The organism is Agrobacterium sp. CFBP 3001, from assembly GCF_027871605.1.
GTDB classification, from domain to species: Bacteria; Pseudomonadota; Alphaproteobacteria; order Rhizobiales; family Rhizobiaceae; genus Agrobacterium; species Agrobacterium leguminum.
The window spans coordinates 295388-311010 of sequence record NZ_JAQAHD010000003.1; the positions used below are offsets into that span (position 1 = coordinate 295388).

The window sequence follows — 15623 nt, forward strand, 5'->3', positions numbered from 1 at the left end:
ATGAAGCGGCTGAGCCGCGTCGATATTCGCGGCATAGCCACCACAAACAATTCCGACAAAGCCCAAAGATATGTCGCTCACCGAAGCCCGATCAGAACCGCTCTCCTCCCCGCAGCCCCCACTGGTGGCGGTTCGGGACTATGTCCGGCCGGTCGCAATAGCCGCATTCTGGGCAATATTTCTGCTGGCGCTTCTCAATAGGGGCGCAACGGAAATAGAAAGTCGCATCGTCGTCACGGCCGGGATCTATCTCCTGCTGTTGCCATCGATCCTCCTGTTCGGACCACCGAAGGCCGGTGCGGGTAAGGTACTCGCAGCAGCCTGCCTTTTATTGGGAGCGCTCATCGTTCAGGTGCTGTTGCAGACCTCCTCCATACCCGGCATCGCGCGCCTCAATCCGGCATGGTCCACCGCCGCCATGTTCATGCAGACTGCGCCAGCCGCCACAATCTCACTGACGCCGGCGGATGACCGGCTCGGCCTCATGAGCGCCGCCCTGCCCTTCGGCGCCTTCATGGCCGGCCTTGTGCTTTTCGATAGCGACGAGCGTGCGGCAAAGACGCTGCGATGGTTCGCAATCGCCGGTGGCTGGCTCGCGCTGTTTTCCATCGTGCAATTCGTGCTTTTTCCCGAAGCTCTCGGCCTCATCCAGAAGCGCTTCTACCTCGGCAGCCTTACCGGCCTTTTTGTCAATCGCAATACCGCCGCGACCTTCTTCGGTCTCATCCTTCTCACGCTCGCCGCACTATTACACAAAAGCCTCCTCGCTCCGGATTGGGCTAGGGTAAAAGCGCTCGTGGCAAATCGCCTCACCGTGCCGGCGGAGCAGAAACAGCTCATCCGCAGGGCCGCTTTTCTTGGCGTCCTCGCGGGCTTTTGTTTCATCGCGTTAATGTTGACGGGATCGCGTGCGGGGATCGGCTCAAGCCTCGCAGCGCTGATTGTCCTGATCCTGCTGATTGTGTTCAACTCTCCCCCCAGAACCGGCCGCAATGGAGCCTCCAGCCGGCGTAGGCAGCGCGGGACGAGACGTCGTGCCGCGCTCCTGATCGCAATCGCCATCGCCCTCTTCGCGCTTTTCGCCAACCGGGTGGCGCTTCGCATGGAAACGCGTTTGGAAGACGATATGCGCTTCTGCTACATGCCGGGCATCGCCCGCGCCATCGCCGACAATTGGCCGCAGGGGTCGGGCCTTGCAAGCTTTACGGAAGTCTATGCGCCCTATCATGTGGCGCGGTGCGGGGTGGACGCCGTCGTCACCCATGCCCACAACGTCTACGCGGAGGGATTGCTGACACTCGGTACGGCTTTCCCGTTTTATCTCGCTTTTTTTGTGCTCATCCAACTGGTGATTTTCATTCGCGGGGCGCTGAAACGCAGAAATTATCGTTATGCCTCTCATCTCGGCCTTGCCGCGCTGCTACTCGTCCTGTTGCATTCGACGCTTGATTTTTCACTGCAGATTCCAGGCTTTGCCATGGCCTATGCCGTTTTCCTCGCCCCGGTCGTCACGCTTTGTCTGAACCCGCCGGGAATGGAGCGGGAAGGCCGCAAACGGCGGAGACAATTTCCGGAAGACGCTGCAATGCCGGTGCCGGTCCGTTCCGACCAGACAGTACAAACGCCGCTTCGTCTGCAATAACGGATTTTACGAATGCAAAACAGGTTTCGTGATCTTGAAGGCGCAGGAATTTGAGCATGCGGATATTGCAAATAACCTCGCTGTTTTCTCCCGATCGGGTGGGCGGCGCGGAAGTATTCGTGGAAGACCTCGCGCGTGGACTTGCGGATAAGGGGCACACCGTCGCGGTGGCCGCCATCTCGCGTGAAGAGCAGGCAGCGGAACAACGCGACGGTTTCACCATTCACCGTCTCGGGCATACCACGCCCTTCTTTATCGGCGACTGGGGGCAACAACCGGAATGGAAGCGAAAATACTACAAGATCGCTGTGCAGCTGGATCCGCGGCTCGTTCGCCGGCTTGCGCGTGTCATCGATGATTTCCGGCCGGACGTGGTCAATACCCATTCACTATCGGAACTGACGCCGCTGATCTGGCCGATGATTCGCAAGCGCGGCGTTCCGCTGGTTCATTCCCTGCATGATTTCACGAGCATGTGCACCAATGGCTCCCTGTTTCATGACGGGCATATCTGCGATGGCAGCAGCAAAAAATGCCGTGCCTTTTCTTATCTCCACCGGCGTTGCCAATGCGCGGTCGATGCTCTCGCCGGCGTCGGTCGCGATATCGTCGAACGCCACGTGCGGGCAGGCTTTTTTACCCATGTTCCCGAAAACCGCCGCACGGTGATCTGGAATGCCATCTCACCACCCGATTCGCCAGAACCGCGCATTCCCCGCACGCCCGGCGAGCCGCTGGTTTTCGGCTATCTGGGCCGCATCGAAGCGGCGAAAGGGGCTGACTTGCTGATAGAAGCGTTGCGGCTTTTGCCGCCGCAGGGCTGGCGAGCGGTCATGGCGGGCCGCGCGCCGGATGGCATCGAGGCCTATCAGCAAAAGGCAGCCGGCCTGCCTGTCGAATTTCCGGGCTATGTGGAGGCCGATCGTTTCTTCGCCGGCATAGATTGCCTCATCGTGCCACCCCTATGGCCGGAGGCCTTCGGCCGCACCGTCGCTGAAGCCATTTTGCGCGGCGTATCCGTCATCGGCTCAAATCTTGCGGGTGTCGCCGAACAGATCGGCGCGGACAGGCCGGAACGCCTGTTCGCCCCGGGCAATGCCGCCGAACTGGCCGCACGCATGGCAGAAGCGATGCGCAATCCCGCCATGCTTGCGGAAACACCTGAAACCCGGGAGCGAATTCGCCAAGGCGTTGAGCCCGAAAGGGTCATCGCGGCCTATGAAAAGCTCTATGCGGATGTGTGCAAAACCGCATGACCGTGACGACAGCGTCCCTCTTCAGGCTGCGGCTCCTTGCTTGAAAAGCCGCGCGTAGCTCTCCGCCGCCTTCCGCCACGAATATAATTTGCGGTTTTCATAACCCGCCTGGCGGAGATTTTCTGCCAGTTCCGGATTGTCCAAAAGTCGCTCAAGCGTGTCGACAAGGCTCTGGGCATCCGCCGGATCGAAAGTCAGGGCGCCTTCGCCGGCAATCTCCGGTGTTGCCGAACGATTGGAGCAGACGACCGGGCATCCCAGCTGCTGCGCCTCCAGCACCGGCAGGCAGAAGCCTTCATAGGTGGAGGGGACGCAAAGGCAGGCTGCGTGACGGTAAAGTTCGGCCAGTTGCCGGTCATCTATGCCGGAAAGCCGGATCAGCCGGGCTTTCAATTCCGGATCGTCCAGCGCGCCGGCGATTTCCTCCGCCTCGTCGCGGCCAACATGCACGATGCGCAAATCCGGCCATTTTTTACCGAGTATGGCAAAGGCTTTGCCCAGGAGAGCGAAATTCTTATTGGACGTCGCGTTTCCGACCGCCAGTATGTAGCGTCCGGGAACAGGCGGCAGCGTGTCGAAAACCCCGGGATCGACATTCAGCGTGCTATCGGAATGAATGGTGATGCTCTTATCGGCAGCGGCTGGATAGAAACGCCCCAGATCCTTCCGCGTCGCTTCGGATACGCAGATGACCCGATCCGAACCGGCCATCATCAGCTTAAAGATGAAATCGGTCGTCAGGGTCGCCCGCCAGCCGATCTGTTCGGGAATGGTTTTGAAATAAAGATCATGAACAAGGGTGAGACGCCGTTTGCCCCCGAGGGGACTTCCAAAAGGATCGGCATTAAACAGTACATCGATACCGTGCCGGCGGCAGAGCGCGGGCAGCATCGCGGCCTGACGCACCACATCGAAAACCATGACGCGCGGCCGGGGAGTCTCGATGAGCTGCAAGCGGCTGTCGCGCAGGTTTTCAGGCAGTTGCGCCCGCGTCCAGGGAGAGCGCAGAACATAGTCGTCACCCGTCTGCTCCAGTAGCCGCTCCAGCAGGCTGAAGGTCACGCGGGCCACACCAGAGGCCTTGCCACCATATTGGCTCGGCATGTTTACGAGAATGCGCATCCTGACCCTTCCGCCTGCCGGCATTGCCTGTTCCTGTCGATCGCCGGGGCGAAACTTCACGCCGCCTCCCTCAGCAGCGCGGAAACGGAGCGGCAGGTTTCCTCCAGCGAGAAACGCTGGCTCACATCCTCCCGCCCCTTTTGCGCCAGCCTTTCCGCCAGAGCAGGTTGCGACAGGACACAGCCGATCGCCGCTGCCAGGGCCGATGCATCCCCCGGCGGCACGAGAAGGCCGGTTTCGCCGTCACGGATGATTTCGGTAACACCGCCGCCGCGCGTGGCGACAACCGGACGCCCGCACATCATGGCCTCCACCACCACACGGCCGAAGGGCTCGGCAACAATCGAGGTATGAGCGACCACATCCATCGCCGCCATCAGTTCCGGCACATCCGGGCGGAAACCGAGAAAACGGACGCGACCCTCGAGACCGAGACGGGACGCCTGTTTGCGGACGCGCGCTTCATAGGCCTCCTGCCCGAAAAGCGCACCGCCGACGATGACCGCCTGCACGCCCTCCATCGCCGCAATCGCGTCCAGAAACACATGCTGTCCCTTCCATTCGCTCAGCCGGCCAAAAAGGCCGACAAGCGGTTGCGGACCAAGGCCCAGTTCCGCACGCAGCCGCGCGGCGACGCCAGGCTCGTAAAGCCTTGCTTTCGCAGGGTCGAAGCCGTTGTAAACGATGCGAACCTTATCCGCCTCGCCGCCGGCCTCGATGAAAGCCCGGCCCGTCTCTTCGGAATTGACAGCCACCAGCCTGGCGAAAAGGCGCGCAAATGCCAGCGAGGCGCGGCGATTGGTGGCGCTGAAAGCCGGATCGGTGACGATATCGTGTAAAATCCAGACAAGCGGCCGGCGGCTGAGCTTTGCGGCCAAGGCGCAGACAAAAAGCGCCTTTTGCGAGTTGGCGCAGATCACATCATAGTGCCTCGCCTCCCGGCTCAATTGCCAGGCAACCGCCATCACGTCGGCCGCTCCGCGCAACAGGGCCCCGAAGGACGCGTTGCGGCGGATCGACAGCATTTTCTCTCCGGCAGACAGCATGATCGGAGCCCGCCCTGCATCAACGAGATCATCTGCGGCCGCACCGCCACTGAGAAAACAGGCGCGCCAGAAGTGCGGGCCCGCCTTGACGAGGTCCGTCAGAAAAAGTTCGGCGCCGCCCTTCTCTCCGGTATGGCTGACGAAAAGAGCAGATGTCATGGCATCTCTCCTGCCGGATGAGAGGACCGACGATGCACCTGTCTGTGATTGCGGGCATGAACAGCCGGCCGGCAAAAAGAACGAACCTGCCCGAAAGCGACGTGAATATCTTCATCGAAAGCTGCGTGGAACCGCATGTCGCCAGATAAAAACACCAGCCTTAAACCTTTTCTCGTAATAAAATTCAATAATAACAATAATTCTAGAATAATATTCTATTTTTATACTTCAAGCGAAATCAGAGAAAAATTCCTGACGCTCGTTTTTATGCGCTGTTTTCTGTTTCGCGCCCGGCATTTTTCCCCGGTCCTCGTGGCGGAACTATTCTGAAGCCAGACCAGGAGAACGAACGATGACACCGCCCGAACACAACATATGCATATATACGGCGCGAACGGAAGAGGTGGTGGCATGATCGGCTTAACGCTCGGCATACGTCCCGGAAACATGGGTGACATCGGTTTTTCCCTGACCGCGTTCTCGCCCTTGCGGGCCCGTCTGGCGGCCGGCCAGCATGCCACGATCTTCGTGAACGGCGACAGCACCGCCCATGCCGAAGCCGGACCATTTCAACAATTTGCGATGATGCTTGGCGATCTGCACGATGCGACGGTGGTGTTATACCGTTGGGCGGAATGGGAGACGAGCGCCGCCACCGGGCCAAAAACCTATGCAGCCCCAGTCACGCTGCGCGCCGGCAAGGAGGCGACGCTGACGCTCTATCTTGCGACGCTGCCCGGCGGCATGGCGGGTTACATGCTTGCGGAACAGCGCGCAGCAGCGCTGAAGATCCCCCGCCCCGATCTCTGCATCATGCACCATGGCCACAATATGCAGACCTTCGAAGCGTACGGCGGCATTTTGAGTTCCGGACGATCCACCCTGCTCGGACCGCTGGGAATGACTGAATGGCAGTGGCCAAACGCTCCGCAACTCATCACCACCCAAAACCCGTGGCGGGATGGAACGGGTTACGACAGGGTCTATCAGGCAATCCTCGACCTGGCCCGAGCCCATCCGAACCTCACGCTGGTGGATACGCATGCCGCATTTCTGGCGAAGGGCAAGGACGCCGCCCTTTATCGGGACAATATTCACCCGAACGAGGCGGGCTCCCGGCTGATCGCCCGGACCCTGTTCGATTCCTATTTGGGATCGGCACGCGATAACAACTTCCAGACACCTTGCTGGCCAAAGCTGCCTGCCGCCAATCTCATCGGCAATGGCGATTTCACCGATTGGACTGGTTCCGTTCCGACAGGCTGGGGCATGACTTCACCAGGCTCCGCCACCAAAGCCATCGAAATCATCTTCTCCTCGTCCTTCGCAAGCAGCCTCGCCCTCTATCCAAATGGCAGCCAGATCGCCGGGCTTACGCGCAATTTCCGTAACGCGGAAGCAATATCGATGATAGGCAGGACCGTTTCTTTTGCCGTACTTTACAAAAATAACGAGAAGCAGCGCTTGCCTTACGTCACGTTGGTTGCAAAAAGCGGTGGCGCAGTCCGGACAATCGTTTGCTCCGCCCTGCAATTCGGAGGCGCCAACACCTCCGGTAATAGCGGCTGGATGTGGGCGATCGCCAACGGCATCGCCATAGACCCCGATATCAACCCGGCGGGGTATAATTTCTATCTGCGAATCCTGCCGGCATTCGGTACCAGCGCGCCCACCTCAAATGAACCAGTTCACATTCAGCGGATCATTGCCGTCGAAGGGGATTTGCCGAAAGGCAATCTGATCTCATGACGAAACGATAAAATATCTTGCGCGGCGACGTCATCGAGCCCACTAATAGTCGCCATATTATATTGATTGCCACGCGGTAGCGCTGTCCTGTGGACAGTCGAAATCCGCTTACAAAAGATTGAGACCGCGGATGAAAAGACCAGCAAATCATGCGGCATCGCGCCAGCCCGCTATACCGGGTTTTGTTTTGGCAATGCCGCTTTATCCTTCAAAGACAATCAATATTCCCGGCATCTTTCTGACGACATTCGTTTTCGCTATTGGTTTCTTCATTCAATGCAATGTGGCGACCAGCAATATTGGCCTGCGTTTCCTCAACATAACCGACATGCTGGTGCTGATGACGCTGCCCGTCATCGCTCTGCTTTACATTCGCTGCCTGACGCCGTCGATTATCCTGTTTTATCTTCTCCCGCTGACGGTGCTGTTTGTTCTCACGACGCTCTTTGCCGATGCGCGCGGCGATGGCGAGTTTTACACGACGGCGATGACCTATTTTTATGCGGTCTATTTTCTGTTCTTTGCCTATATGCTGTTCAAGGAAAACCTGCTCGAACTGTTCTGCTGGGGCGTATTTGCGGGCTTCATAGCGGTGACGATCCTGCTTTTCCTGGACATCGTCATCCATGACCAGCTCGCCTCCCTCGGATTGTCCTTCATGTTCGATGAGGCGGGCGTGCTGGAGCTTGCGGCAAAAGGTGAGATAACGCCGCTGCTTTTGCGCGTCGAAAAGGCAGGCGGCATCTGGCCCGTTGGCAACACGGCTGGACCGGCCTTCGCGCTGGCCGGATCAGCAGCGGCCTATGTCGCCGAACGCCACAAGCGCCCGGCGCTGTTTGCCGTGTTTCTGCTCGTATATCTTGCCAGCTTTACCCTTACGCTTAACCGCTCGGGGGTGTTTGCCGTCCTTGCCATCGGACTCTATTTCTACGTCCGGAATTTTTCGGTCAAAATGCTGCTCAGCACCTATTTCGGTTTTGCCTTGTGTGCCCTCGTCATCGCCGCCGTGTTGCCGCTCGGCGCTTTCGACTTTGCGGAACAGGCCTTTTCGAAACGTTTTCTGGAAGACAGCAATAGCAGCAACAACTTGCATGAGCGGTGGGAGACGATCACCGGCGGCTTTCAGGTCATGTTCCAACATCCTTTGGGCATAGGATTTACCGCGCGATATGAAGAACTTGCGCAGATATCGAGGATCGGCACGCCACATAATGGTTTTATGGCCACCGCCTATGCTTCCGGATTGGGATTTTGCATCATGAGCGCCTTCGCGCTCTTTTATGTAATTTTCCGGAAACGGAAAATCGGCTTTTTCGCCTATTCGGCAATCGGCGTCATTATCGGCTATCAATTTGAAGAGCTGAATTTCAACCCCGTCTTCATGGCCCATGTGGGACTTGCGCTTGCCTATGCCGCCATTGATCTGGACTTCAGGCTTTTCCTAAAAAACACTATGATGCGGATGCTCGGAACGGCAGACAATGCCCGCAACCGGGAAGAGGCAAATCTCATCGGCAACAGGCCTGATCTAAGTACACCTATGTTCTGACCGAACGTTTCAGGCGACGTCGAGGATCTCGATCTCCCTCCCGCCCAAACTGACGAGATCGCCGGCCGCTTTTCCCATCAGCACCCTTGCAACCGGGGAAACATAGGACATCGTTCCCGCAGCGGGATCGGCCTCATCCTCGCCGACGATCCGGAACCGTTGCGTTCGCCCGTCATCGCGGCTGAATGTCACCAGGCTGCCGAAAGCGACGACGCCATCCGCTGGCGGATCAGGCATCAACTGCGCGGTGCGGACCCGCTCGGAGAAATATCGCAGATCGCGCAGCGGGTTGGCGGAAATGCGTCGTCTTTCATTGATGTCTTCAATGGCATTGGCCGCCTCGCAGGCTTCGCGCGCCGCCCGCAACTGCTCTTCCAGCGCCTTCAGCCCGGACTGCGTTACCAGATTGGGATGAGACGAGATTACCCGATCCGGCAGAACGGTTTCGGCTGCGGTTTCCGCACTGTCTTCCTTGGTAAAGGCTACGCTCAATCCTGACACTCCATTCCCGATATACCCAATCCTGCCACCGCCCGCATGAGCACCGCAAGACCGTGCTGCGCCGGTTCAAAAAGGAATATGTAACAGGCGGAAGCGGGTCATGACAACGCGTCCGGTCGAACAGCTGAATGCAACCGCAACGGAACATACCCCTCATATTTCGGCCTAACAGGAGGCTTTTTGCCCTGTTAGGGTGTGCAGCAGGAGGAGTGAGACACCAACGCTAACGGACAGGAGACGGTTCATGGCCCGGACAGTAGTGAATGCGCTTGGAGACACACTCTATTACAGCGGCAGTTCCACGGGGTTTTTCTCCGCCACGGGTTCCGGCCCGCTGCTCACCGGCACCGCAGGCAATGATTCCATGTGGGGCGACAGTTCCGTCAATGTGACCATGGCGGGCGGCACGGGCGACGATATTTATTATCTCTATTCCAGCATCAATCGCGCCGCCGAAAATGCCGGGGAAGGTATCGACACCATCGATACCTGGATGAGTTACACCCTGCCCGACAATTTCGAGAATCTGCGGGTAACGGGTGACGGGCGTTATGCCTTCGGCAATTCGCTCGACAATATCATCACCGGCGGGTCCGGCAACCAGACGATCGATGGCGGGGCCGGCAACGACGTGCTGTTCGGCGGCGGCGGGGCCGACACCTTTGTTTTCACGAGCGGCAACGGCACCGATCTCATCACGGATTTCAGCGCCAATGACACGATACGGCTCAATGGCTACGGCATCACCTCTTTCGATCAGCTTGTCGGCAGCGCCACGCAGCAAGGCAGCGACCTGTGGCTCAATTTTTCGAATGGCGAGGCCATCGTTCTTGCTGGAACGACCATAGACGACCTTCAGGCCGACCAGTTCGAACTCAGCCTCGACCGATCGTCCCTCACCCAGACCTTTGCCGATGAATTCGATACGCTGTCGCTGCGCAGCGGCGATCAGGGCACCTGGGACGCCAAATATTGGTGGGCGCCGGAAAAGGGAAGCTCGCTGACGACGAATGGCGAGGCGCAATGGTACATCAACCCGGCCTATGCCGGCACGTCGGAGGTCAACCCTTTCAGCGTCGAAAACGGCGTCTTGACCATTACCGCCGAGGAGACCCCGCAGTCGATTGCCGACGAGGTCGAAGGTTATGATTATACCTCGGGGATGCTGAACACCTATTCCTCCTTCAGCCAGACCTATGGTTATTTCGAAATCCGCGCCGATATGCCGACCGACCGGGGCGCCTGGCCTGCCTTCTGGCTCCTGCCCGAAGACGGCTCCTGGCCGCCTGAACTCGATGTCATCGAAATGCGCGGTCAGAACCCCAATACGCTCATCATGTCCGCTCATTCCAACGCCACCGGTGAACAGACCTCAGTCATCAACAATGTCAGCGTGCCGAGCACCGAAGGGTTCCACACTTACGGCCTGTTGTGGGATGCCGAGCACATAACCTGGTATTTCGACGATGTCGCCGTGGCGCAGACGGATACGCCCGATGATATGCATGACCCCATGTATATGGTCGTCAACCTTGCCGTCGGCGGCACTGCGGGAACGCCATCGGACGCGGATTTCAGCGACGGCTCGCAGATGATGATCGATTATATCAGGGCCTATTCACTCTCCGACTGGGCAGCATGAATTAAAAACACCGGCAGTCGCATCGGGACTGCCGGTGTTTCAAACATCAGCCTGTCGGCTTACGCCTCGTTCAGGCCCATCACTCGGCCGCGAGCTGGGTGCGGGCGCTATTTAGCGAGATCAGGTGCCGCGCCGTTTCGAGGCTTGCGGGCTGTTCGGCGCGATAACGGCGGCCGATTTCCATCATCAGCACGGTATCGGGCAGGAAGGAAAGTTCCGAGAAGATGTCCTGCCAGTCGATATCGCCCCAGCCGAGCGGCATGTGTAGATCGCCGATGCCCAGCGCTGTGTTTTCCTGCGGAAAATAGGGCTGATAGAAGCCCTGCGGGCGGCCGAAGGAATCGTGCACATGCAGATGGCCGGCAACCGGCGCCATGGCACGAAGTTCATGGCGGAAATCGAGGCCACGATAGGTGGATTCGAGATAGGCATGGCTGAAGTCGATCAGCGCAACGAGATTGTCGTGACCGACAGCCTTCACGGTCTCTGCCACTTCGGCCGGCGTCTGGCGATATTGGCCGGGTTCGGTGGAGAAGATATTCTCAAGGGCGATGCGCACGCCATAGGGCCGGCAAAACTCCGCCAGTTCGAAAAGCGCTTCCCGCTCGCGGCTGTCTGCATCGGCCCGTTCGGCGATCTGGTCGGCACGCAGCGCGCCGCTATGCTGGACGAGAATGCCCGCGCCGATACGGTCGCATAGAACGGCAAGCGCCTTGGCCGCATCGATCTGGTAACGGCATGTCACCGGATCCATGAAATTCGAAGAGACGAGACCGTGCACGGTGTAGCGGAAGTCGAACTGCTTTGCGAGCGACACGAAACGGTCGGCGCGCTCTTCGATGATCCGGCCGCCGGCGATCATGTCGAGGCTTGTTGCGGCGATTTCCACGGTATCGCAGCCAATTTCGGCAAGCGCGCGCAGATCGCATTCGAGGGTGGCCAGTTCGCCATCATCCGAGCCGGCGTTGAAGCCGGTACCTATAAGATTGCTCACTTCGTCATCTCCAGGGCAAGAAGGTCATGGGAGTTCAGACGCCGCACATGCGACGCCACTTCAAACAGGTCCGGGCGGTCGATATTGACGTCGTCTATCCCGGGCGATGCGATGTCGTAAGAAAGTCCCAGGTCGCCGCCGTGTTGGTAAAAAGCGACCGGGACAGGGTGATCCGTTTCCGTTGAAACCGATCACTCAATTAAGTTTCTTCATTTACAGCTTTATGACATTTCCGCAGGCAAACAGCAGGGAGAGCGGGCGTTCGCGGCCGGACAGGCGGCGGCATCGTGAAGAAGTGCGCGGGAGGCTGTCAGAAGGTCAGGTTGCGGACGCTTGGGTCCGCTCAAACGGCGAAATGGCCGCAAATTGCGGCGATAGGCCTGTGCGCCAGAACGTCGACACCGGATGTCTTCCGGCGGGAGGTGCTAACCGAGATTGTGCACCATGAAATAAATCAGCCAGCAATGCGCGATGGCCAATATCGCCCAGGCCCATTTTGCGGCCCTGATATCGGCATCGACAATCCTGTTTCGGATTTCGGCCCCGCCCGACGCTTCTTTTCCGGCTCGATCATCGCCGACGGCGGATGCGGGCAATGTCTGGAAAACGGGCTCGCTGACAACATAGAGCCTGTCGCTGCGCAGAAGCGGGCGCGGCTCGTCCTCAACGCTCTCCGCATCGGAAAGAATATCGTCGTCGGAAACGCAATTCACCGCCACAAGCTGCGATGACATCCCCCCGTTACGCACTTGACCTCTATTGGGCATCATAATGTTCCACACAATAAAAAAAAAATATTCCCGGGTGACTTCCGATAAAGCCGTGCTTTACCGGACATGCCGCAATACGCGCATCCATGCCTTCCGCCCGTTAACCCAAAGAGCGCCCCCCGCGGTCAGGCCATCGGGACTCCCGGCAGACCACGCCTGCCCGCATAGGGTTTTGCCTCCCGCTGGATCAGGAAGACGGATTTTTCCACCGGCAGCGGCTCGATCGTCCGGTAACGCTGAAACCGCCTGGAATATTCGAACCGGATGAGCCTGTCGTCGAACTTGCCCGCCAGAACGCGATAGCCGTTGACGAATTCATTCAGGATTTCCAGTTCTTCTCCCCACACCCAGCCGCCGTAGGACGTCCCCTCATTCGAACGCAGCACGATCTCGAAAAAGTGCCCGCCCGCCACCAACGGCATCCGAAAGAGAATATCGAGATTATCCTCGTCCTCTTCGTCGCCCTTTTCCGCCGACAGCCTGGCATGCGCGACCTTCGCATGGACCAGCGCCGAGACCGGATAGAACGGACGGCCCTTGAACCACATGAATTCACTGACCGCATATCCGACATCGTCGGCACGCTGGTAAGGCTCGATACGCGGCTCGAAGGCCATGTAGCTTCCGTTAAACGCTATCACTGTCGAAAATTCCCGATGCCTGCCCGTCGCATGTCCGCTGTTTTCCACCCGTCATTCATGCTTCTGTCTGCGACAATAGGCAGGCCGCGTCACACCAGCGTCAAATGGAACGCTATGATGACTTTCAATTTCCCGGACACGTTGTTAGATGATGATTCATGAGGGGACGAAAGTGGCTGGGAACGCTGAACTGATACCGATCCGGCTTTTTGGCACCCCGCGCTGTGATGCGGTGCGGGAGGCATTTTTCCCGTCCAAGGGCTTCGCCCTTACCGCCGCCCTCATCCTTGCGCCGAACCAGTCCCTTTCCCGCCAGCATGCCGCATCGCTGCTGTGGGAAAATGTCGAGCAGAAAAGGGCTCTCGGCAATTTGCGGCAGCTCATTCTCCGCCTACAGAAACTGCCCAATGAGGACGATGCCATCCTTCTGACCGAAGGAAACGACCTGAAGGCCGGCAAGCTGGCTCAGCGCACCGACCTTGCCATCTTCCTTGCCGGCGCAAGGGCCGAAGACCCGATGCGGCGGCTCAACGCGCTGCTCGAATTCGGCGGCGAGTTGCTGGAGGGGCTGGAGGCCGGGCAGGACCATCTTTATCTCTGGCTGCTTTCGGAGCGCCGCCGTCTCAGGGACCTGTTCTTTTCGAGCTACACCCAGCTTCTGGAGGAATTGACCCGCTTCGGCCGCGCTAGCTCGAACGACATCGCCAGACTTGCCGAATGCGCCTGCAAGATCGAACCGGAGCGCGAAGAAACCTACCGCGCCGCCATGGCGGCCTATGCGCGGATCGGAAATATCAGCGCCTGCGAGGGCATGTACCAGCTTCTGATGGAGCAGCTTCGTCAGGAGGGTCGTTCGCCGGAAGCCGAAACCGTGGCGCTGAGGCGCAGAATACAAAGTCTGGCCGCCACGATAACGGCCCCCGCCGAGCCGGAAGAAGGCAGTCGCCGAAAATCAATGGCAAAACCGCGTGTCGCATTCGTGCGCCCGGCACGGGTCGACGGACAGCCGGTCTCGCCGGTCATGCAAGCCTTCGTCGAGGATGTCGCCAACAGCCTTGTCCGATACCGCACCTTCACCGTCCTTTCGCCGCACAGCACCTTTGCGCTGGCGCATGACCGGGCCGATGACGGCTACGCCATGCTGCGGGCGGATTACCGCATCATTTCGACCGTGTTCGACGAAACCCGCATGTCGGTTGCGCTGATCGAGGATGCAAGCGGTGAAATCGTCTGGTCACTGGAAGCGGTCCTGACCGAACGACATATCCACGCCGCCTTCCGGCTGCTCTCCAAACAGGTGGCGGCGGCGCTTGCCCGCGAAATCGAGCGGCTTCAGGTGGAGCCCGACCGCAACCATAGCGGCGAGGCCTACCGGCAATTGCTGGAAGGCCAGCAGCTTCTGCGCGGCAAATGCGATCTGCCGCTTCTCAGAAGAGCCCGTTCGATGTTCCGCAAGGCCGTCGATCTCGACCACAGCATGGCGGTTGCCCGCGCCCGCGTGGCACAGAGCCTGCAGCTGGAATGGCTGATGCTGGGCGGAAACGACCCCCATCTCCTGCACCGCGCCAAGGCGGAGGCCGATTCTTCCGTCGAGATCGACCCCGCCCTCGGTGTGGGCCATTGGATGTGCGCGGTGGTGGCGCTCTACCAGCGGGACTTCGACATCTCCGCCGAAAAATTCTTTGAGGCGGAGGCGCTGGCGCCCAATTCGGCCGACCTCCTGCTCCAGCATGCCGATGCGCTCGCTCATTTCGGCGATGCGGAAATCGCCTGGGAGAAGTTCCAGCAGGCCATCGACCTCAATCCGCTGGCGCCCGACATCTACTGGTGGGCTGGCGCCAGCATCGCTTTCAAGCGCGAGGACTACGGCACGGCGGTGGAACTGTGCGGGCGGATGGAAAATGACGAGCCTGCGCTGCGCGTCCTCACCGCAAGCCACGCGCTGCATGGCGATCTGGCCTCCGCCCGGGAATCCGGCAACAGGCTTCAGGAAAACTATCCGGGTATGACGGCGAGGGAGATCAGCAACCTGTCTCCAGACCGGGACCCGATAGCGAATGAAAAATTCTATCACGCACTTCGATTAGCTGGGATTAAATAGGAGATACTATGTCCTCGCATTTCTTCATTGTCGGAAAAAAGGGTTTCGGCGTTCTCTTCATTCGCACGGCGCCGCTCAGGGTCGCGTCCGTGTCGCATGAGACGATTGCCGCCTATGAAGCCAGCCATCCCGGCGTGGATGGTTATGCCCGCGTGGCAGCCGCCGCAAAGTCCATGCTCGTTCGCCAGAACGGCCAGCCGGAAGCGGAACTGGACCAGGTTCAGATCCAGGGCATCGAAGCCCTCGTCTCCGGCGGCGCAGTGGTTTCCGAAGCCGATTTCGCCTTCATCGGCGAAGTGAACGACGCCGGCTGGGATTTCAACCGCATGGTACAGGCGCCGATCGAAGCGGCCCTGAAGGCTGTCGGCCCGGCCGGCTCCGTCACCGGCGAGCTGTTCGACGCCATCCTTGCCGACGACAGCAACACGGCGCCCTGATCGCGGTCTCGCAG

Annotated in this window: 13 protein-coding genes; 7 read left to right on the forward strand and 6 right to left on the reverse strand. The window is 59.2% G+C overall.

Features of this window, described 5'->3' with window-relative positions; translation table 11 throughout:
- Nucleotides 1-70 precede the first annotated feature (70 nt).
- The gene (locus PH605_RS06740) at nt 71-1642 is read left to right on the forward strand and encodes an O-antigen ligase family protein (RefSeq protein WP_142844755.1); all 1572 of its coding nucleotides are present in this window, start codon (nt 71-73) and stop codon (nt 1640-1642) included.
- A gap of 56 nt (nt 1643-1698) precedes the next feature.
- A complete protein-coding gene (locus PH605_RS06745; protein WP_142844756.1) occupies nt 1699-2898 on the forward strand; it encodes a glycosyltransferase family 4 protein in 1200 nt (399 codons plus the stop codon).
- A 21-nt stretch (nt 2899-2919) separates the two neighbouring features.
- Here the strand turns inward: PH605_RS06745 and PH605_RS06750 are convergent, their stop codons facing one another.
- Nucleotides 2920-4020, reverse strand: coding sequence for a glycosyltransferase family 4 protein (locus tag PH605_RS06750; RefSeq protein ID WP_142844757.1), 1101 nt, complete (start codon nt 4018-4020; stop codon nt 2920-2922).
- A 56-nt stretch (nt 4021-4076) separates the two neighbouring features.
- Nucleotides 4077-5225 carry a glycosyltransferase family 4 protein gene (locus tag PH605_RS06755; protein WP_142844758.1) on the reverse strand — a complete coding sequence of 383 codons (1149 nt, stop codon included), beginning with the start codon at nt 5223-5225 and terminating at the stop codon, nt 4077-4079.
- 411 nt (nt 5226-5636) lie between these two features.
- On the opposite strand from PH605_RS06755, the gene PH605_RS06760 reads away from it, so the two are divergent.
- Both PH605_RS06760 and PH605_RS06765 read left to right on the forward strand, forming a co-directional pair.
- Nucleotides 5637-6974: an SGNH/GDSL hydrolase family protein gene (locus tag PH605_RS06760; protein WP_161987823.1), complete on the forward strand. Its 1338-nt coding sequence runs from the start codon at nt 5637-5639 to the stop codon at nt 6972-6974.
- Nucleotides 6975-7104: 130 nt separating this feature from the next.
- Nucleotides 7105-8523, forward strand: a complete 1419-nt coding sequence (locus PH605_RS06765; RefSeq protein WP_161987824.1) for an O-antigen ligase family protein — start codon at nt 7105-7107, stop codon at nt 8521-8523.
- Between the two features lie 9 nt (nt 8524-8532).
- Here PH605_RS06765 and greA read toward each other — a convergent pair whose 3' ends face one another.
- Nucleotides 8533-9015 carry a transcription elongation factor GreA gene (greA, locus tag PH605_RS06770; protein WP_078053359.1) on the reverse strand — a complete coding sequence of 161 codons (483 nt, stop codon included), beginning with the start codon at nt 9013-9015 and terminating at the stop codon, nt 8533-8535.
- Nucleotides 9016-9268: 253 nt separating this feature from the next.
- Here greA and PH605_RS06775 point away from each other — a divergent pair, with 253 nt between their 5' ends.
- On the forward strand, nt 9269-10666 hold the full coding sequence (locus PH605_RS06775; RefSeq protein ID WP_142844762.1) for a family 16 glycosylhydrolase: 1398 nt from the start codon (nt 9269-9271) through the stop codon (nt 10664-10666).
- Nucleotides 10667-10745: 79 nt separating this feature from the next.
- On the opposite strand, the gene PH605_RS06780 is transcribed toward PH605_RS06775, so the two are convergent.
- From PH605_RS06780 to PH605_RS06790, 3 genes are all read right to left on the reverse strand, one after another.
- A complete protein-coding gene (locus tag PH605_RS06780) occupies nt 10746-11660 on the reverse strand; it encodes a TIM barrel protein (RefSeq protein ID WP_142844763.1) in 915 nt (304 codons plus the stop codon).
- A 425-nt stretch (nt 11661-12085) separates the two neighbouring features.
- Nucleotides 12086-12394 (reverse strand): hypothetical protein, encoded by a 309-nt coding sequence (locus PH605_RS06785; RefSeq protein ID WP_236775008.1) that lies wholly within the window; start codon nt 12392-12394, stop codon nt 12086-12088.
- A 161-nt stretch (nt 12395-12555) separates the two neighbouring features.
- Nucleotides 12556-13047 carry a hypothetical protein gene (locus PH605_RS06790; RefSeq protein WP_080857422.1) on the reverse strand — a complete coding sequence of 164 codons (492 nt, stop codon included), beginning with the start codon at nt 13045-13047 and terminating at the stop codon, nt 12556-12558.
- 172 nt (nt 13048-13219) lie between these two features.
- On the opposite strand from PH605_RS06790, the gene PH605_RS06795 reads away from it, so the two are divergent.
- Both PH605_RS06795 and PH605_RS06800 read left to right on the forward strand, forming a co-directional pair.
- Nucleotides 13220-15172 (forward strand): BTAD domain-containing putative transcriptional regulator, encoded by a 1953-nt coding sequence (locus PH605_RS06795; RefSeq protein ID WP_161987825.1) that lies wholly within the window; start codon nt 13220-13222, stop codon nt 15170-15172.
- Nucleotides 15173-15180: 8 nt separating this feature from the next.
- Complete coding sequence (locus tag PH605_RS06800; RefSeq protein ID WP_003520863.1) at nt 15181-15609, forward strand: hypothetical protein; 429 nt, start codon at nt 15181-15183, stop codon at nt 15607-15609.
- The last annotated feature ends 14 nt before the right edge of the window (nt 15610-15623 follow it).